The 16,788-nt window shown below is 66.1% G+C and carries 15 protein-coding genes; 12 read left to right on the forward strand and 3 right to left on the reverse strand.

The genetic code is table 11. The annotated features are described in order from the left end of the window. Positions 1-10: 10 nt before the first annotated feature. Positions 11-556: a transcription elongation factor GreB gene (greB, locus tag NFH98_RS04695; RefSeq protein ID WP_306169422.1), complete on the reverse strand. Its 546-nt coding sequence runs from the start codon at positions 554-556 to the stop codon at positions 11-13. Between the two features lie 345 nt (positions 557-901). Between greB and NFH98_RS04700 the strand changes: the two genes are divergently transcribed. The 7 genes from NFH98_RS04700 to NFH98_RS04730 all read left to right on the forward strand — a co-directional run bounded on the left by NFH98_RS04700 (position 902) and on the right by NFH98_RS04730 (position 6,673). Next, positions 902-1,600, forward strand: a complete 699-nt coding sequence (locus tag NFH98_RS04700; protein ID WP_240184294.1) for a hypothetical protein — start codon at positions 902-904, stop codon at positions 1,598-1,600. Positions 1,601-1,735: 135 nt separating this feature from the next. Further along, positions 1,736-2,362 carry an NUDIX domain-containing protein gene (locus tag NFH98_RS04705; RefSeq protein WP_108131435.1) on the forward strand — a complete coding sequence of 209 codons (627 nt, stop codon included), beginning with the start codon at positions 1,736-1,738 and terminating at the stop codon, positions 2,360-2,362. A gap of 1 nt (position 2,363) precedes the next feature. Next, positions 2,364-2,813 (forward strand): DUF1249 domain-containing protein, encoded by a 450-nt coding sequence (locus NFH98_RS04710; RefSeq protein ID WP_045994525.1) that lies wholly within the window; start codon positions 2,364-2,366, stop codon positions 2,811-2,813. Positions 2,814-2,848: 35 nt separating this feature from the next. Beyond that, positions 2,849-3,586: a metallophosphoesterase gene (locus NFH98_RS04715; RefSeq protein WP_222515553.1), complete on the forward strand. Its 738-nt coding sequence runs from the start codon at positions 2,849-2,851 to the stop codon at positions 3,584-3,586. A 112-nt stretch (positions 3,587-3,698) separates the two neighbouring features. Further along, the gene (cysD, locus tag NFH98_RS04720) at positions 3,699-4,655 is read left to right on the forward strand and encodes a sulfate adenylyltransferase subunit CysD (protein ID WP_045994523.1); all 957 of its coding nucleotides are present in this window, start codon (positions 3,699-3,701) and stop codon (positions 4,653-4,655) included. A 126-nt stretch (positions 4,656-4,781) separates the two neighbouring features. Then, positions 4,782-6,209 carry a sulfate adenylyltransferase subunit CysN gene (gene cysN, locus NFH98_RS04725; protein WP_045994522.1) on the forward strand — a complete coding sequence of 476 codons (1,428 nt, stop codon included), beginning with the start codon at positions 4,782-4,784 and terminating at the stop codon, positions 6,207-6,209. 218 nt (positions 6,210-6,427) lie between these two features. Then, the gene (locus NFH98_RS04730; protein WP_108131637.1) at positions 6,428-6,673 is read left to right on the forward strand and encodes a Rho-binding antiterminator; all 246 of its coding nucleotides are present in this window, start codon (positions 6,428-6,430) and stop codon (positions 6,671-6,673) included. A 105-nt stretch (positions 6,674-6,778) separates the two neighbouring features. Here NFH98_RS04730 and cmoB read toward each other — a convergent pair whose 3' ends face one another. Continuing rightward, positions 6,779-7,783 (reverse strand): tRNA 5-methoxyuridine(34)/uridine 5-oxyacetic acid(34) synthase CmoB, encoded by a 1,005-nt coding sequence (gene cmoB / locus NFH98_RS04735; protein ID WP_213227692.1) that lies wholly within the window; start codon positions 7,781-7,783, stop codon positions 6,779-6,781. Beyond that, positions 7,780-8,517 (reverse strand): carboxy-S-adenosyl-L-methionine synthase CmoA, encoded by a 738-nt coding sequence (gene cmoA, locus NFH98_RS04740; RefSeq protein ID WP_108131439.1) that lies wholly within the window; start codon positions 8,515-8,517, stop codon positions 7,780-7,782. Before cmoA ends, cmoB begins: the two co-directional genes overlap by 4 nt. Positions 8,518-8,644: 127 nt before the next feature. Here cmoA and pgi point away from each other — a divergent pair, with 127 nt between their 5' ends. The 5 genes from pgi (at position 8,645) to serB (ending at position 16,596) form a co-directional block, all read left to right on the forward strand. Continuing rightward, positions 8,645-10,312: a glucose-6-phosphate isomerase gene (pgi, locus tag NFH98_RS04745; protein ID WP_213227694.1), complete on the forward strand. Its 1,668-nt coding sequence runs from the start codon at positions 8,645-8,647 to the stop codon at positions 10,310-10,312. Between the two features lie 85 nt (positions 10,313-10,397). After that, the gene (locus tag NFH98_RS04750) at positions 10,398-11,036 is read left to right on the forward strand and encodes a YqiA/YcfP family alpha/beta fold hydrolase (RefSeq protein WP_213227696.1); all 639 of its coding nucleotides are present in this window, start codon (positions 10,398-10,400) and stop codon (positions 11,034-11,036) included. 55 nt (positions 11,037-11,091) lie between these two features. Then, positions 11,092-12,972 carry a DNA topoisomerase IV subunit B gene (gene parE / locus NFH98_RS04755; protein WP_349622291.1) on the forward strand — a complete coding sequence of 627 codons (1,881 nt, stop codon included), beginning with the start codon at positions 11,092-11,094 and terminating at the stop codon, positions 12,970-12,972. A gap of 88 nt (positions 12,973-13,060) precedes the next feature. Next, complete coding sequence (gene parC / locus NFH98_RS04760) at positions 13,061-15,316, forward strand: DNA topoisomerase IV subunit A (RefSeq protein WP_045994515.1); 2,256 nt, start codon at positions 13,061-13,063, stop codon at positions 15,314-15,316. Between the two features lie 56 nt (positions 15,317-15,372). Next, entirely contained in the window at positions 15,373-16,596 is a 1,224-nt protein-coding gene (serB, locus tag NFH98_RS04765; protein ID WP_348827673.1) for a phosphoserine phosphatase SerB, read from the forward strand. Positions 16,597-16,788 lie beyond the last annotated feature (192 nt).

The raw sequence follows: 16,788 nt of genomic DNA on the forward strand, positions 1-16,788 counted from the left end.
GCCTGCTGGGCTAGGTCTTCTGACCCGGCGTGCGGTAGTGGATCTCGGTGATCAGCCAGGTGGTCTCCCCGCCGGGGGCGGCCACCGTCACTTCGTCGTCCAGCGACTTGCCCAGCAGCGCCTTGGCCAGCGGCGCGTCGACGCTGATCCAGCGCTTGCTGGTGTCGGTCTCGTCGTGGCCGACGATGCGCAGTGACATCTCTTCACCGTCTTCGTCCTCCAGGGTGACGAAGGCGCCGAAGAACACCCGATCGGTGTCCGCCGGCAGGCGGTCCACCACCTGCAACTCATCCAGGCGTTTGGTCAGGTAGCGAATGCGACCGATGACCCGGTTGAGCTCCTTCTTGTTGTAGGTGTAGTCGGCGTTCTCGCTGCGGTCGCCAAGGGCCGCCGCCTCGCCGACCTTGGCCGATAGCTGCGGTCGCTTGACCCGGCTCAGGTGGTCGAGAATGCCCCTCAGGCGCTCGGCACCTTCCAGGGTAATCAGGTTGCTCTTGGGTTCCTGACGGGGATCCTTCGCCGGGTCACGCCAGCGAGTCATGTTGCGGCCTTTCATGGCGATCCTCGGTGAGTCGTTGAATCAGACAAGGTCCACGAGGGTGCCGCGACTTGGGTCAGGTCGCAAGCGCTTTGGGTGGTGGGGGAAAGGTCAGGGGAGCGATGCAGTGAGCGGTCGACGAAGAATGCGACTGGCGAATAAATCAAACGTTCGTTACATTTCGGGGAGGGCGCCAGAACGCGTGTGGCTTTCCGTATCGGGTCACAACGCTGCCGGTTAGTGCTCGGCAGCGCTTGGCCTGATCGCTCGGCCTGATGGCTTGGCCTGATCGCGCACTACGGCCGCCCACCATGACCACCCAGCATCAGGGTGCATCACAATAACAGTATCCGGAGCCGCCAAATGTCACGAACCCTGTTTTCCGCCTCGCCTGATGTTCCATCTACCGCGTTGCGTCGACGCCCGCGTCGGCTGCTGGCCACGACGGCACTGACGCTTGTTACCCTGTCCGCCTGCCTCGCCAGCGGCGTGGCGCTGGCCTGGCAGGGTGAGCTCGACCAGCTCAGGAACCGCTGGGAAAGCGTCACCACCTCGAGCGCCTTGTCGGCCCAGGAAGCCCCGTTGACGGCGTTGGCCGCCGAGGCCCACGAGCTGAGCTCGGCCAATCCCAACGTCAGCGAGCTGCTGGTTTGGGAGGGCATCATCGAGGCGTCCCTGGCCAAGGCCAAGGGCGGGCTCGGCGCGCTGGACAACGCCAAGGCCGCGCGGCGGGCGCTGGAGCGGGCCATCGCACTGGACGCCAACGGCCTCGATGGCTCGGCTTACGTGACCCTGGGGGCGCTGTATGACCGTGCTCCGGGCTGGCCGGTGGCCTTCGGTGATGACGACAAGGCCGAGGAAATGTTCAAGCGCGCGCTGACGATTCGCCCCGGCGGTATCGACGTCAACTACTACTACGCCGCCTACCTGGCCGACGAGGGCCGCGACGCCGAGGCCCGCCAGCACGCAGAAAAGGCCATCGCCGGCGCGGTTCGCGCCGGACGCGAAGCCTCTGATGAGGCGCTCAAGGCCGAGGCGCGCGCCCTGCTCAACGAGCTATGATCAGGCGCTCAACGAGCTCTGACCCGCGCCGATTTCCCTGTCGTTTCCCGCCTTGACAGGAGGCCCCACCTGGACTCGCCTTGTGGGGCCCCTGACCGATCCGGATAATGGGCCGATCTGTCTGCGGAGGTCCCCATGCCGGAAACGAGCAACATCGATGCCCCCTTTACCGCCCAGGACGTCGAACTGGTGTCACGCGATTGCCTGCACCAGGGCTTCTTTCGTCTGGACAAGCTGACCTTCCGCCATCGCAAGTTCGAAGGTGGCTGGAGCGAGGCGGTGGTGCGCGAGGTGCATAGCCGGCACGACGCCGTGGGCGTCATGCTCTATGACCCCGAACGCGACAGCGTGGTGCTGGTGGAGCAGATCCGTGCCGGCGCAATGGAAGACGCCCACACCCCGTGGAAGCTCGAGTGCGTGGCCGGACTGGTCGACAAGGACGAGTCTGCCGAGGAAGTGGCCCGTCGCGAGGCCCTCGAGGAGGCCGGTTGCGAGGTCGGGGACCTCATCTTGCTGCATAGCTACTATCCTAGTCCGGGTGCCTGCGACGAACGTGTGACGCTTTTCTGCGGTCTCGTCGATACCAGCGGACTGGGTGGGGTGCATGGCCTGGACGAAGAGCACGAGGATATCCGCGTCCATGTGTTGCCATTTCATCGTGCCTGGGAACTTCTCAATCAAGGGAGACTCGATAACGCCATGTGCCTGATCGGCTTTTACTGGCTGGCCGCCGAACGGGCGTCGTTGAGAGCAAGGAGGTAGCGTGACCCAACGCAGCGCCTACGTCACCGATCTGCGCACCCTGCAGAGCGAGTGCACGGCCAACTACATCCGCCTGACGCGCCTGCTGGGCGAGCTGGAAGAGGGCGAAAGTCGCGAGGTCGAACTGCTCAACGGCGAGCGTCGACTCGGTGCCCTGCGTCTGCATGTCGAAGAGCTGGCGCCCTATACCAGCATCATTCGCGTCAGCCAGGAGGGTATCCTCGACGGCGTCATCGACAGCCCGCGCATGCGCGTGCACCTTTATCACGATGTGCGCATGGCCGAGGTCACCGACTTTCAGCGCCGGCGCCACTTCGATGGCCGCTACCGCTATCCCAACGCGCATATGCACCAGCCCGACGAGAAGCTGCAGATCAATCGCTTCCTCGGCGAATGGCTCGATCACGGGCTGGCCCACGGCCACTCGCTGGATCTGCCGCAGTTGCCCTGAGCCGGTTCGCCGTTGCCGCCCGTCGAGAGATCTCCATGCGCCTGATCCAGATTAGCGATTGCCACCTGTACGCCGACCCGATGGCGCGCTCGCGCCGAGGCCTGCCCGCCCATCAGCTTGAGGCGGTGGTCAAGGCGGTGGACGCCGACCGCCCGGACCTGGTGCTGGTCACCGGTGACATCAGCCAGGACGAGTCCGAGGCCGCCTACCGGCTCGCCACCGAGCGATTGAGCGAGCTCGACTGTCCCTGGTTCTGGATTCCCGGCAATCACGACGACGTGGCGTTGATGGGCGCCGAGCGGGACATCCTGCCCGAGGTCGAGGCCGGCCACTGGCGGCTTCTGCAGCTCGACACCCAGCTTGTCGGTGAGGCCACCGGGCAGCTCGGAGAAGAGGCCCTGGCCGCGCTCGGCGCGCGTCTGGCCGAGGACGACCGGCCGACCCTGATCGCCATGCACCATCCGCCGCTGGCGGTGGGCAGCGCCTGGATCGACGCCCTGGGCCTGGTAGATGCCGACGGCTTCTGGGAGGTGCTGGACGGCTATCCTCAGGTGAAGATGGTGCTGTGCGGTCACGTGCATCAGGCCTTCCACGGCGTGATGTCTCTGGCCCATGGAAGGGTCGACGTCTACGCCTGTCCCTCCACCTCTGACCAGTTCCTGCCCGGCAGCGAGGACTTCGCCGTGGACGAGGCGTCGCGCCCCGGCTACCGGGTGGTGGAGTTGAAACGAGAGGGAGAGTGGCAGACCTGGGTGGAGCGCGTCGATATCTAGGAGTCTTACGCTTGGTTCTAAAAAGATAGTTATTAATTCTTTTACGTTATTACTCGCCCCGCAGTATCCTCGCTGACATCTCCACTTTTCCCGTCATGCGAGGTGTCCGGCCATGACCAGCCTTTCCGCACCAGCCCGTGAGCGCGCCGCCCAGGCGTCGCTCACGCCGAAGCGACTGACCCACCTCAAGCAGCTCGAGGCGGAGTCCATCCATATCATCCGTGAAGTGGCCGCCGAGTTCTCGAACCCGGTGATGCTCTACTCCATCGGCAAGGACTCCTCGGTGATGCTTCACCTGGCGCGCAAGGCCTTCCATCCTGGCCCGCCGCCGTTCCCGCTGATGCACGTGGACACCACCTGGAAGTTCCGCGAGATGATCGCCTTCCGCGACCGCATGGCCAAGGAAGCGGGCATGGAGCTGATCGTCCACACCAACGAGGAAGGGCGTGCCGCCGGCATCAACCCCTTCGACCACGGCTCCAGCGGCTATACCGACGTGATGAAGACCCAGGCCCTCAAGCAGGCGCTGGACCAGTACGGCTTCGACGCCGCCTTCGGTGGCGCCCGCCGCGACGAAGAGGCCAGCCGTGCCAAGGAGCGGGTGTTCTCCTTCCGCGACCGTCACCACCGCTGGGACCCCAAGAACCAGCGTCCGGAATTGTGGAATCTGTACAACGCCCGCATCAACAAGGGCGAGTCGATCCGTGCCTTCCCGCTGTCCAACTGGACCGAGCTGGATATCTGGCAGTACATCTACCTCGAGAACATCGACATCGTGCCGCTTTACTTCTCCGCCCCGCGCCCGGTGGTGGAACGCGACGGCATGCAGATCATGGTCGATGACGAGCGCCTGCCCCTGGCCGAGGGCGAAGAGCCCGAGCAGAAGTGGGTGCGCTTCCGCACCCTGGGCTGCTATCCGCTGACCGGTGCGGTGGAGTCGAAGGCCCAGACCCTGCCGGAGATCATCCAGGAGATGCTGCTGACCCGTACCAGCGAGCGCTCCGGCCGTGCCATCGATCATGACCAGGCCGGTTCCATGGAGAAGAAGAAGCGCGAAGGCTACTTCTGACGCCGGCACCGACCGCACGCAGCCACGCGCCTTGCTCCGGCCGACAGTGATCGGGAGCGAGGACGCAGATGACAGATCAAGGGCCCGGCGTCCAGCACGACGTCGGGTCACCATCAGGGGTACAGCATGTCTCACCAGTCCAGTCTGATTGCTGACAACATCGAGCAGTATCTGCACGAGCACGAAAACAAGGACCTGTTGCGGTTCATCACCTGCGGCAGCGTCGATGACGGCAAGTCGACCCTGATCGGTCGCCTGCTGCACGATTCCAAGATGATCTTCGACGACCAGCTGGCGGCCATCACCCAGGCCTCCAAGACCAAGGGCACCACCGGCGAAGAGGTGGATCTGGCGCTGCTGGTCGACGGTCTGCAGTCGGAGCGCGAGCAGGGCATCACCATCGATGTGGCCTATCGCTTCTTCTCCACCGACAAGCGCAAGTTCATCATCGCCGACACCCCGGGGCACGAGCAGTACACCCGCAACATGGCCACCGGTGCCTCCACCGCCGGCCTCGCGGTGATCCTGATCGACGCCCGTTATGGCGTGCAGACCCAGACCCGTCGTCACAGCTTCATCGCCGACCTGCTGGGCATCCAGCATCTGGTCATCGCGGTCAACAAGATGGATCTGGTCGACTACTCCCAGGCGCGCTTCGACGAGATCGTCGCCGACTACCGCGCCTTCGCCGAGCAGCTCGATGCGAGCGACATTCACTTTGTGCCGCTGTCGGCGCTCAAGGGTGACAACGTGGTCGATCGCGGCGAGCGCCTCGACTGGTACCAGGGCCCGGCGCTGCTGGAGCTTCTGGAGACCGTGGAGGTCAGCCGGGATCAGAACCTGAGCGATCTGCGCTTCCCGGTGCAGTACGTCAATCGCCCCAATCTCGACTTCCGCGGCTACGCCGGCACCCTGGAGGCGGGCATCCTGCGCCCCGGCCAGGCGGTAAAGGCGCTGCCGTCCAACAAGCTCAGCCGGGTCGAGCGTATCGTCACCTTCGAAGGCGATCTTGACGACGCCTACCCGGGCCAGGCCATCACCGTGACCCTGGAAGACGAGATCGATATCTCGCGTGGCGACTGGCTGGTGGCGGCGGACGCCGACATCACCCTGTCCAATGCCTTCGACGCCGACATCGTGTGGATGCACGACGACGCCCTCGAGCCTGGGCGTCAGTACGATATCCGCATGGCCGGGCGTGCCGTGGCAGGCCACGTCGACGCCATCCACTATCAGGTCGACGTCAACAGCCTGGAGCGTCATGGTGCCGAGCGACTCGAGCTCAACGCCATCGCCCGCTGCCGGGTCGCGCTGACCGCAGAGGTGCCCATCGATGACTACGCGCGGGTGCCTGGCACCGGCAGCTTTATCGTCATCGACCGGCTGACCAACGTCACCGTGGGCGCCGGCATGATTCGCGGTGCGGCCAGTGTCGAAGGCGGCGCTGCCGAGCAGGTCGACTGGGCCGGCTTCGAGCTGGAACTCAACGCCCTGGTGCGCAAGTACTTCCCCCACTGGGAGGCCAAGGACGTGCGCGAGCTGCTCAAGCGCTGACGTCCGGGACCGGCTTCACCATCGTTGGTTCGCTGCAACAGCGGCGTCTCAGTGGCCTGGTTGAATCAGGATACTAGTGCTTTCCGATGGATTTAACTCCAACTGCGCAGCCAGATGGTGGCGGGCTGGTGCCTGGGCTAGACCAAAGGCAGGATGCGTCGCGTGTGACGTCATGACGACGTCTTCCATTCCCCCACGGAAGCAGGGAGGGCACGAACATGGTGGCCTGCCATCTCTATGACAATATCGAAATCGCCTGCCTGTACCATTTTCCGGTCAAGCTGTCGCTGCGAGACGGTGACGAGAAGCACGGCGAGGCACTGGATACCGCCTTCAACGAGGATCGCGAGGAGTGTCTGTCGCTGAAGACAGAGCGCGGCGAGCGCATGGTGGTGCTCGACGACATTACCCGCATGGAAGTGCTGGTCGACAATCCCCATTTCATGGTGCTGGACTTCGTCTGACGCGGATCCGCCACTGACACAGCCCCTGGCACAGCCCCTGGCGACGACGCCCCGCTGACTGGATCAGCGGGGCGTCGCGTCTTATGGGGGCAGGGGGGCAGGGGATCAGGCTGGGCGCGTCGCGATCACGACGGCCCGACGCGGTGCCGGGTGGCCTTCTCGGGTCAGGTGGGGGCGTTCAGGGTCCAGGAAGTCACCCAGCGACTGAAAGGTCATCCAGTCGGTGGAGCGCTGCTCCTCCAGGCTGGTGGCGGCTTCATCCACCACCCGAACGTCGCAAAAGCCGACCTTCTCGAGCCAGCCCACCAGGGCGCGCGACGATGGCAGGAAGTAGACATTGGGCATCGCCGCGTAGCGATCGCCCGGCACCAGTACCCGGGTCTCGTCGCCTTCCACCACCAGCGTCTCGAGCACCAGTTCGCCGCCCCGACGCAGGGCGTCGCGTAGCTGCATCAGGTGGTCGAGGGGGGAAGGGCGGTGGTAGAGCACGCCCATGGAGAACACGCTGTCGAAGAAGCCCAGGCCCTGGGGCACATCGTCGATGCCCACCGGCAGGAAGTGGGTGCGCCCGCCGTCGGCATCGCCGACGAAGTGCTTTACCGCCTGGAACTGCCAGTAGAAGCGCGGTGAGGGATCGATCACCAGCACGAAGTCGGCGCCGGCGCCGGCCATGCGCCAGGCGTGATAGCCGTTGCCGCCACCCACGTCGAGCACCCGTCGACCGCGCAGCGGCGACAGGTGCGGCGCCAGCCGCTGCCACTTCCAGTCCGAACGCCACTCGGTATCGATCGCGATGCCTGCCAGCCGGTACGGGCCCTTGCGCCACGGCATCAGCGCGCGCAGCAGGTTCTCGCTCTGGCGACGACGACTGTCATCAAGCTCCAGCTCGACCGTGACCTCGTCGCGATCCAGGTACACCTGACGCTTGTCGGGCAGCGCCGGCAGCTTGGCCACCGCCTTCTCCCAGGCCGGCAGGTCGCCGTGACGCTGGCGGTCGAGGCCACGGGCGAACTGCTCGGGCAGGCGGGCAAGCCAGTCGCCCATGCCGGCGTGGCGGAAGGATTGCTCGAGAAAGGCGCGGTACACATCGCGCTGATGCTCGGGAATCATTTGAAGGCCACCATGGAGGCGAAATTCAGATACTGAAACCAGGTCAGCGAGCGCGCAAAGCCTACCCGCGCCAGGCGCTGGTGGTGCTGCTCCAGGGTGTCGGGCACCAGCACGTTTTCCAGCGCGTTGCGCTTCTGGCTGATCTCCAGGTCGCTGTAGCCATTGGCGCGCTTGAAGTCGTGATAGCGCTCCACCAGCCAGGCATTGTCCTGTTCGTCACCGGCCTTGATCTTCTCCGACAGGATCAATACACCGCCGGGCTCCAGCGCCTGGTAGAGCTTCTCGAGTACACCGTCGCGGTCTTCCGGGGCCAGAAACTGCAGCGTGAAATTTAACACGATCATGCCGCTGGGACGGTAGTCGAGGTGGCGGATGTCGCCTTCGATCACCTCGATGGCGTGGTCGGGGCACTCGTGCTCGAGGGTCTGGCGGGCGCGCTCGACCATCGCCGGGGACAGGTCGACCCCGGTCAGGCTGAAGGCGTCCCTGGGTAGCTGGCCGGCCAGCGCCAGGCCCACGGCGCCAAGCGAGCAGCCAAGGTCATAGACGTGGGCGCCGTGGCGCAGGTGGCGCTCGGCGATCACCCCCAGCATGCCGAGGATCTGGCCGTAGCCGGGGACCGATCGGCGAATCATGTCGGGGAAGCAGGCGACGACCCGCTCGTCGAACGAAAAGCGCGCCACCTTGTCCAGGGGTGTGGAAAAGATGGCGTCACGGTAAGATGCGTCACTCATGGATTGCCAGTGTTGTCGGGCTCGGGGGGAGTGATTGTACGCGCCCCGCGGTCAGGCTGCACGATGAGGCTTGCCGTCGCCGTTCGGCCCAGCTTTGCCCACCAGACAGGGCCCAAGGAGAGGAATCATGCCATCGATCGATCGAACGCCGGCCTGGCAGGCGTTGAAGCAGAAGGCACAGGAAGTCGGCAAGCGGCACCTGTGCGACATGTTTCGCGAGGATGCCGGGCGATTTGCCACCTTCAGCCACGAGGCTGCGGGGCTGAAACTCGACCTGTCCAAGCAGCGCTGGGACCAGCAGACCCTCGAGGATCTGCTGGCGCTGGCCGACGAGGCCTGCGTGCCCGACGCCATCCGTCGCCTGCTGGCCGGTGAGCGGGTCAACGTCAGTGAAGACCGTCCTGCGCTGCATACCGCGCTGCGTCTGCCGCAGGATACGTCTCTGGTGGTCGAAGGCGAGGATCTGGTGCCGGCGGTGCACGCCACCCTGGACAAGATGGCGACCATGGTCGAGCGCTTCCATTCCGGCCAGTGGCGCGGCGCCACCGGCAAGCCGATCCGCGACGTGGTCAATCTGGGGGTCGGGGGCTCCGACCTGGGGCCGCTGATGGTGACCCACGCCCTGGCCGACTATCGCCCGGCGGATACCCATCCGGTCGAGGTCCACTTCGCCTCGACCATGGACGGCTCCCAGTTGGTCGACTACCTGATGCGCTTCGACCCCGAGACCACGTTGTTCGTGCTGTCGTCGAAGTCCTTCACCACCATCGATACCCTGTCAAACGCCAACACCGCGCGGGATTGGCTGCTGTCCCGGCTGGTCGAGGCGCGCCAGGAGGGCGTGGATCGCGAGTTGGTGCTGCGCCAGCACTTCATCGGTGTCTCGGCAAGCCCGGACAAGATGGCCGAGTGGGGCATCGCCTGCGACCACCAGCTCGAGTTCTGGGAGTGGGTCGGCGGGCGCTACTCGCTGTGGGGCGGTATCGGCCTGCCCATCGCCCTGGTCATCGGCATGGACGGCTTCCGCGACTTCCTGGCCGGCGCCCACGCCATGGACGTGCACTTCCAGAAGGCGCCGCTCGAGGACAATCTGCCGGTGCTGCTGGCGCTGGCCGGTATCTGGAACAACAACTTCCTGGATATCCGTGCCCACTCGATTCTGCCCTACGATGGACGCCTGGAATACTTCGCTGCCTACCTCGAACAGCTCGAGATGGAGTCCAACGGCAAGTCGGTGACCAACGACGGCGATATCGTCGACTACTCCACCTGTCCGGTGCTGTGGGGCCAGCTCGGGCCCAACGCCCAGCACGCCTTCTACCAGTTGCTGCACCAGGGCACCCAGGCGGTGGAGTGCGACTTTATTGCGCCGCTGGCCCGCTACGATGACGTCGAGGATCCGGCCACCCGCGAGCACCTGATGGGCCAGCACCGGCTGACGTTGGCCAACTGCTTCGCCCAGTCCCGCGTATTGATGCTCGGCGACGACGCCATCGCCGATGACGGTCCCAGGCCCGAGCACAAGCGCTATCGTGGCAACCAGCCCTCGACCACCCTGCTGCTGGAGCGGTTGACCCCTCAGACCCTGGGCGCGTTGATCGCCCTCTACGAGCACAAGGTGTTCGTCCAGGCCACCATCTGGGGCATCAATCCCTTCGACCAGTGGGGCGTTGAACTGGGCAAGAAGATCGCCAACGAGACCCGTGACATCATCGAGGGGCGCCAGGGCCTGGAGGCGATGGATGACTCCACCCGCGGGCTGATCGAGGCCACCTGGCAAGCCGCGCGGGACTGATGGCCGTTGGCATGCGTGATGGCGACGGCGCCCCAGCGGGCGCAGGGGAGGGTCGAAAACTGGCCATTTATACAGGTTTTCCGTTATGCTGAGCCCATCAACAGCGTCGAGTGCTGCCGCAGCGAGCGGCGTGCTCTACCTGCATGGATTCAATAGTGCCGGCGCCTCGCCCAAGGCGCGGCTGATCAAGGCCGCCTGTGCGGAGCTGGGGCTTCCCTGCGAGACCCCGGACCTGTCCTCGCAGGCGGCCGACGCCCTGCGGCTCGCCGAATCGCTGTTACCCCGGCTGGGGGCCAGTCCGATGCTGATGGGCAGCTCCATGGGCGGCTTTCTGGCCACGGTGCTGGCAGAGCGCCACGAGCTGCCGGCGGTACTGGTCAATCCGGCGGTGCGACCGGCCAGGCTGGTCGACACCATGCTCGGCGAGAGCTTCGTCAACGCCTACACCGGTGAGCGCTTCGTGGTCGAGCAGGGCCACCGCGACCAGATCGCCGAGATGACGCCGGAGGTGGTGGCACCCGGGCGCTATCTGCTGCTGCTGGTGACCGAGGACGAGACGCTGGACAGCGCCGACGCCTTCGCCGCCTACCGCGGGGCCAAGGCGATCCTGCATCCCGGCGGCGAGCACGGCTTCAATGCCCTGGCCGACTACCTGCCGGCGGTGTTCGCCCACGGTGGTCACGCCCTGGCGCCCGGGCGAGTGGCGCCGGTACCGGCCGAGTGAGCCGTTCAGTCGACGGCGCAAAGACGATCCCAGTCATCCTGATGATGGACCACGCATGACCCAATACAGTGCCAGTTCGATCGAGGTGCTTTCCGGGCTGGAGCCCGTTCGCAAGCGCCCCGGCATGTACACCGACACCTCCCGCCCGAATCACCTGGTCCAGGAGGTCATCGACAACAGCGTCGACGAGGCGCTCGCCGAACACGCCAACGAGATCCGCGTGGTACTGCGGGACGACGGCGGCATCGAGGTGACGGACAACGGTCGCGGCATGCCCATCGACGTTCACCCGGAGCACGGGGTATCGGGGATCGAGCTGATCATGACCCGGCTGCACGCCGGCGGTAAGTTCTCCTCGTCGAGCTACCGCTTCTCCGGCGGTCTGCACGGGGTCGGGGTGTCGGTGGTCAACGCCCTGTCGCGACGCCTCGAGGTCGAGGTCCTGCGCGACGGCGAGCGCCACACCATGGCCTTCGAGCACGGCGACAAGGTCGAGGACCTGCACGTCATCGGCACCGCGGCCAAGCGTGCCAAGGGCACCCTGGTGCGCTTCTGGCCGGATACCAGCTACTTCGATAGCCCCAACCTGGCGGTGGGACGGCTCAAGCACCTGCTGCGGGCCAAGGCGGTACTCTGCCCCGGCCTCAAGGTGGAGCTGGTGGAAGCCGACGGCACCGCCACCACCTGGCAGTTCGCGGACGGTCTACGCGACTATCTGGCTCAGACCACCGACGGCTACGAGGTGCTGCCGAGCTCGCCCTTCGTTGGTCACTTCGCCGACGACGAACAGGGGGTAGACTGGGCGATTCAGTGGTTGCCCGAAGGCGGCGACTCGCTGATGGAGAGCTACGTCAACCTGATCCCCACCGCCCAGGGCGGCACCCACGTCAACGGTCTGCGCTCGGGGCTGCTCGAGGCACTCAAGGAATTCTGCGAGTACCGCAGCCTGCTGCCGCGCGGGGTCAAGCTGACCGCCGAGGACCTGTGGGAGCGGGTCGCCTACGTGCTGTCGGTGAAGATGCTCGATCCGCAGTTCGCCGGCCAGACCAAGGAGCGGCTGTCGTCACGCACCGTGGCGGGCTTCGTCTCCGGCGTCGTCAAGGACGCCTTCTCGCTGTGGCTCAACCACCATGTCGACCAGGCCGAGGCGCTGGCCGAGCTGGTGATCAGCGCCGCCCAGCGGCGCCAGAAGAGCTCGAAGAAGGTGGCACGCAAGAAGGTCACCTCCGGCCCTGCGCTGCCCGGCAAGCTGGCCGACTGCAGTGGCCAGGACCCGGCCTTGAGCGAGCTGTTTCTGGTCGAGGGTGACAGCGCCGGGGGCAGCGCCAAGCAGGCGCGCAACCGCGAGACCCAGGCGATCCTGCCGCTGCGCGGCAAGATCCTCAACACCTGGGAGGTCGACTCCCACGATATCTACGGCTCCCAGGAGGTCCACGACATCGCCGTGGCCATCGGCGCCGACCCGGCCAGTGCCGACCTGTCCAAGCTGCGCTATCACAAGATCTGCATCCTCGCCGATGCCGACTCCGACGGGCTGCACATCGCCACCCTCCTGTGCGCGCTGTTCGTGCGCCACTTCCCGTCGCTGGTCGACGCCGGCCACGTCTTCGTCGCCATGCCGCCCTTGTACCGCATCGACCTTGGCAAGGAGGTCTACTACGCCCTGGACGAGAGCGAGAAGGCGGCCATCCTGCGCAAGCTGGAAGGCAAGCGCGGCACCCCCAACGTGCAGCGCTTCAAGGGCCTTGGCGAGATGAGCCCGCTGCAGCTGCGCGAGACCACCATGGCGGTGGAGACCCGGCGGCTGGTACAGCTGACCCGGGAGGAGGGCGACGGCACCATGGAGATGATGGACATGCTGCTGGCCAAGAAGCGCGCCTCGGACCGCAAGAGCTGGCTCGAGGACTACGGCAACCTGGCGGATATCGAAGTGTGACGGGCCGCCATCGCGGTGACTTGCACGCAGTGACGCTCCCGGATTTCACGTCGTCGGTTCAGGCGACCAGGATTGAGAACGAGGGATCATGACTCTGGACATTGAGGTGGCGGAGGGCGACGTCGAGCGACTGTCCCTGCGCGAATACACCGAGAAGGCCTACCTCGACTATTCGATGTACGTCATTCTCGACCGGGCCCTGCCCCATATCGGCGACGGCATGAAGCCGGTGCAGCGGCGCATCATCTACGCCATGCGCGAGCTGGCGTTGAACGCCAACGCCAAGTACAAGAAGTCGGCGCGTACCGTCGGCGACGTGCTCGGCAAGTTCCACCCCCACGGCGACAGCGCCTGCTACGAGGCCATGGTGCTGATGGCCCAGTCGTTCAGCTATCGCTATCCGCTGGTGGACGGCCAGGGCAACTGGGGTAGCCCGGACGATCCCAAGTCCTTCGCCGCCATGCGCTACACCGAAGCGCGGCTGTCGAAGTTCGCCGAGGTACTGCTCAGCGAACTCGGCCAGGGCACCGTGGACTGGGCGCCCAACTTCGATGGCACCATGAACGAGCCGGTGGTGCTGCCGGCACGTCTGCCCCACGTGCTGCTCAATGGCGGCACCGGCATCGCCGTGGGCATGGCCACCGATATTCCGCCGCACAATGTGCGCGAGGTGGTCGAGGCCACCTGCGAGGTGCTGCGCAATCCCGGCGTCACCACCGCCGACCTGATGGCGCACCTGCCTGGCCCGGACTTTCCCACCCGGGCGGAGATCATTACCCCGCGCGCGGACCTTCGAAAGCTCTACGAGAGCGGTCGCGGCAGCGTCAAGATGCGCGCCCGCTACGAGCAGGAAGAGGGCCAGGTGGTGATCACCGCGCTACCCTACCAGGTCAGCGGGGCCAAGGTGCTGGAGCAGATCGCGGCGCAGATGCAGGCCAAGAAGCTGCCCATGGTGGCCGACCTGCGCGACGAGTCGACCCACGAGGAGCCGACCCGTCTGGTGATCGAACCGCGCTCCAATCGGGTCGATATCGAGTCGCTGATGGCGCACCTGTTCGCCACCACCGACCTCGAGAAGAACGTGCGGGTTAACCTGAACGTGATCGGCCTCGACGGCCGCCCGCGGGTGATGCCGCTGCCTGAGCTGCTCGGTGAATGGCTCGACTTCCGTCGCACCACGGTGCGCCGTCGCCTCGAGCACCGGCTGGGCAAGGTCAACGATCGCCTGCACCTGCTCGAAGGCCTGTTGATCGCCTACCTCAATATCGATGAGGTGATCCGCATCATCCGCGAGGAGGATGAGCCCAAGAGCGCGCTGATGGCAGCCTTCGGTCTGACCGACCGTCAGGCCGAGGCGATCCTGGAGCTGCGCCTGCGCCACCTGGCCAAGCTCGAGGAGATGAAGATCCGCACCGAGCAGGACGAGCTCGAGGCGGAGCGCAAGCGTCTTGAAGAGCTGCTCGGCAACGAGGCAGCGATGACCGACCTGATCGAGCAGGAGCTGCGCAAGGCCGCCGAGGAGCACGGCGACGAGCGCCGCTCGCCGATCGTCGAGCGCGAGGAGGCCAGGGCGCTGTCCGAGGTCGAACTGGTGGGCGCCGATCCGGTGACGGTGGTGCTGTCCGAGAAGGGCTGGATTCGTGCTGCCAAGGGCCACGACATCGACCCCTCCGGGTTGTCCTACAAGGCCGGTGACGCCTTCCATCTGGCCGCGCGAGGCAAGACCAACCAGCCGCTGGTGCTGCTCGATGACACCGGCCGGGCCTATACCCTGCCGGCCCACCAGCTACCCAGTGCCCGCGGCCAGGGAGAGCCGGTCACCGGCAAGGTCAACGTGGTGGCCGGCGCGCACATGGCCGGCGTCATGCTGGCACCGGGGGACGCCCGCTTCCTGCTGGCCTCCGACGGCGGCTACGGCTTCGTCGCCCGGCTCGAGGACCTGACCGGCAAGAACCGTTCCGGCAAGGCGGTGCTGAGCCTGCCCAAGGGCTGCAATGTGCTGCCCCCGGTGGAGCTGCCGGCGGCCGAGGAATTGACCGTGGCCACGGTCTCCAACGAAGGCCGACTGCTGCTGTTCCCGCTGGACCAGTTGCCGGAGATGTCCAAGGGCAAGGGCAACAAGATGCTGGATATTCCCGGCGCCCGGGCGGCCCGGCGCGAAGAGTTTGTGCGCGGCCTGGTGGTGCTGGCGCCAGGGGATACCCTGGTGGTGCACGCCGGCAAGCGCAAGCTGTCGCTCAAGAACGGTGAGCTCGACTACTATCGGGGAGATCGCGGACGGCGAGGCAGCAAGCTGCCACGCGGGCTGCAGAAGGTCGACCGGCTCGAGCGCCTCGAGGCGTAACCCTTACGACGGTACGGCGCCCGCCGGTTGCTGCGGGTGCCCAAGGAAGACACATCATGACACGACGAATCCTGATGCGCGCCACCGGCCGGGCCCGGCCCGGTCAGCTTGCCGGCCTGGGGCGGATCCTGGCCCGCAGCGGCGCGCGCCTTCTGGACATCAACCAGAGCGTGACCTTCGGTATCGTCTCGCTGGAGGCGCTGGTAGCGCTTGACCACGAGGCCGACCTGGAAGGCGCCCTGTCGGGCGCCGGCGATGAACTGGGCCTGGACGTCCAGGCGATCCAGATCAGCGCCGAGGAGTACCATCGCTGGAGCGAGACCGCGAGCCAGCCGCGCCTGATCATGACCCTGCTGGCGCCGCGACTGCCCGCCGGCATCCTGGCCGAGGTGGGGGCGCTGACCGCCGAGCACGGGCTGACGGTGGAGTTGATCCATCGCCTGTCCGGGCGCGAGCCGCTGGACGGCGAGGCACCGGCCCAGGGCAGCTGCGTCGAGTGCTGGCTGCGCGGCGAGGACGTCGACCTTGAGTCGTTGCGCGAGAAGGCGCTGGCGCTGGGTGCGACCCACGGGGTCGATATCGCCCTGCAGGAAGACTCCATCTGGCGCACCCACCGTCGCCTGGTGTGCTTCGACATGGACTCGACCTTGATCAAGGCCGAGGTCATCGACGAGCTGGCGCGCCGCCACGGGGTCTACGACGAGGTGGCCGAGGTTACCGAGCGGGCCATGCGCGGTGAGCTCGACTTCCAGCAGAGCTTCCGTGAGCGCATGGCCAAGCTGAAGGGCCTGGACGAGTCGGTGCTGGCCGAGATCGCCGAAGAGCTGCCGCTGATGGACGGGGTGGAACAGTTGATGGCCCAGCTCAAGCGGCTGGGCTACCGCACCGCCATCCTGTCCGGCGGCTTCACCTACTTCGCCCGCCATCTGCAACAGCGGCTGGGCTTCGACGAGATCCACGCCAACGAGCTGGTGATCGAGAACGGCAAGGTCACCGGCGAGGTGCGCGAGCCGATCGTCGATGCCGATCGCAAGGCCGCGTTGTTGCACCAGATCGCTCAACGCGAGGGGATCGCCATGGAACAGACCATCGCCGTGGGCGATGGCGCCAACGATCTCAAGATGCTGGCCGCCGCCGGACTCGGTATCGCCTTTCGGGCCAAGCCGCTGGTGCGTGCCCAGGCCCGTCAGAGCATCTCGACCCTGGGGCTTGACGCCGTGCTCTATCTGATCGGCTATCGCCAGGCGGATCTGTCCTGCCAGGCGCCGGGCCACGACTAGTCCGGACGTCATCGCTGCCTGGACGAGATGTTCACTTCTACTGCAAGGGAGCCCAGGGCTCCCTTTTTTTGTGTCTCCCATTCCCGCACGGTGCCAGCGAGCCTGGACGTTGTCGCGAACCTGGTAGCGACATGGCGCTGCAGGCACCCGCGAAGCAAAGTTCCCTCGCTCAGGACGAGCCATTGACCGCAA

The organism is Halomonas sp. H33-56, from assembly GCF_040147035.1.
GTDB lineage: Bacteria > Pseudomonadota > Gammaproteobacteria > Pseudomonadales > Halomonadaceae > Halomonas > Halomonas litopenaei.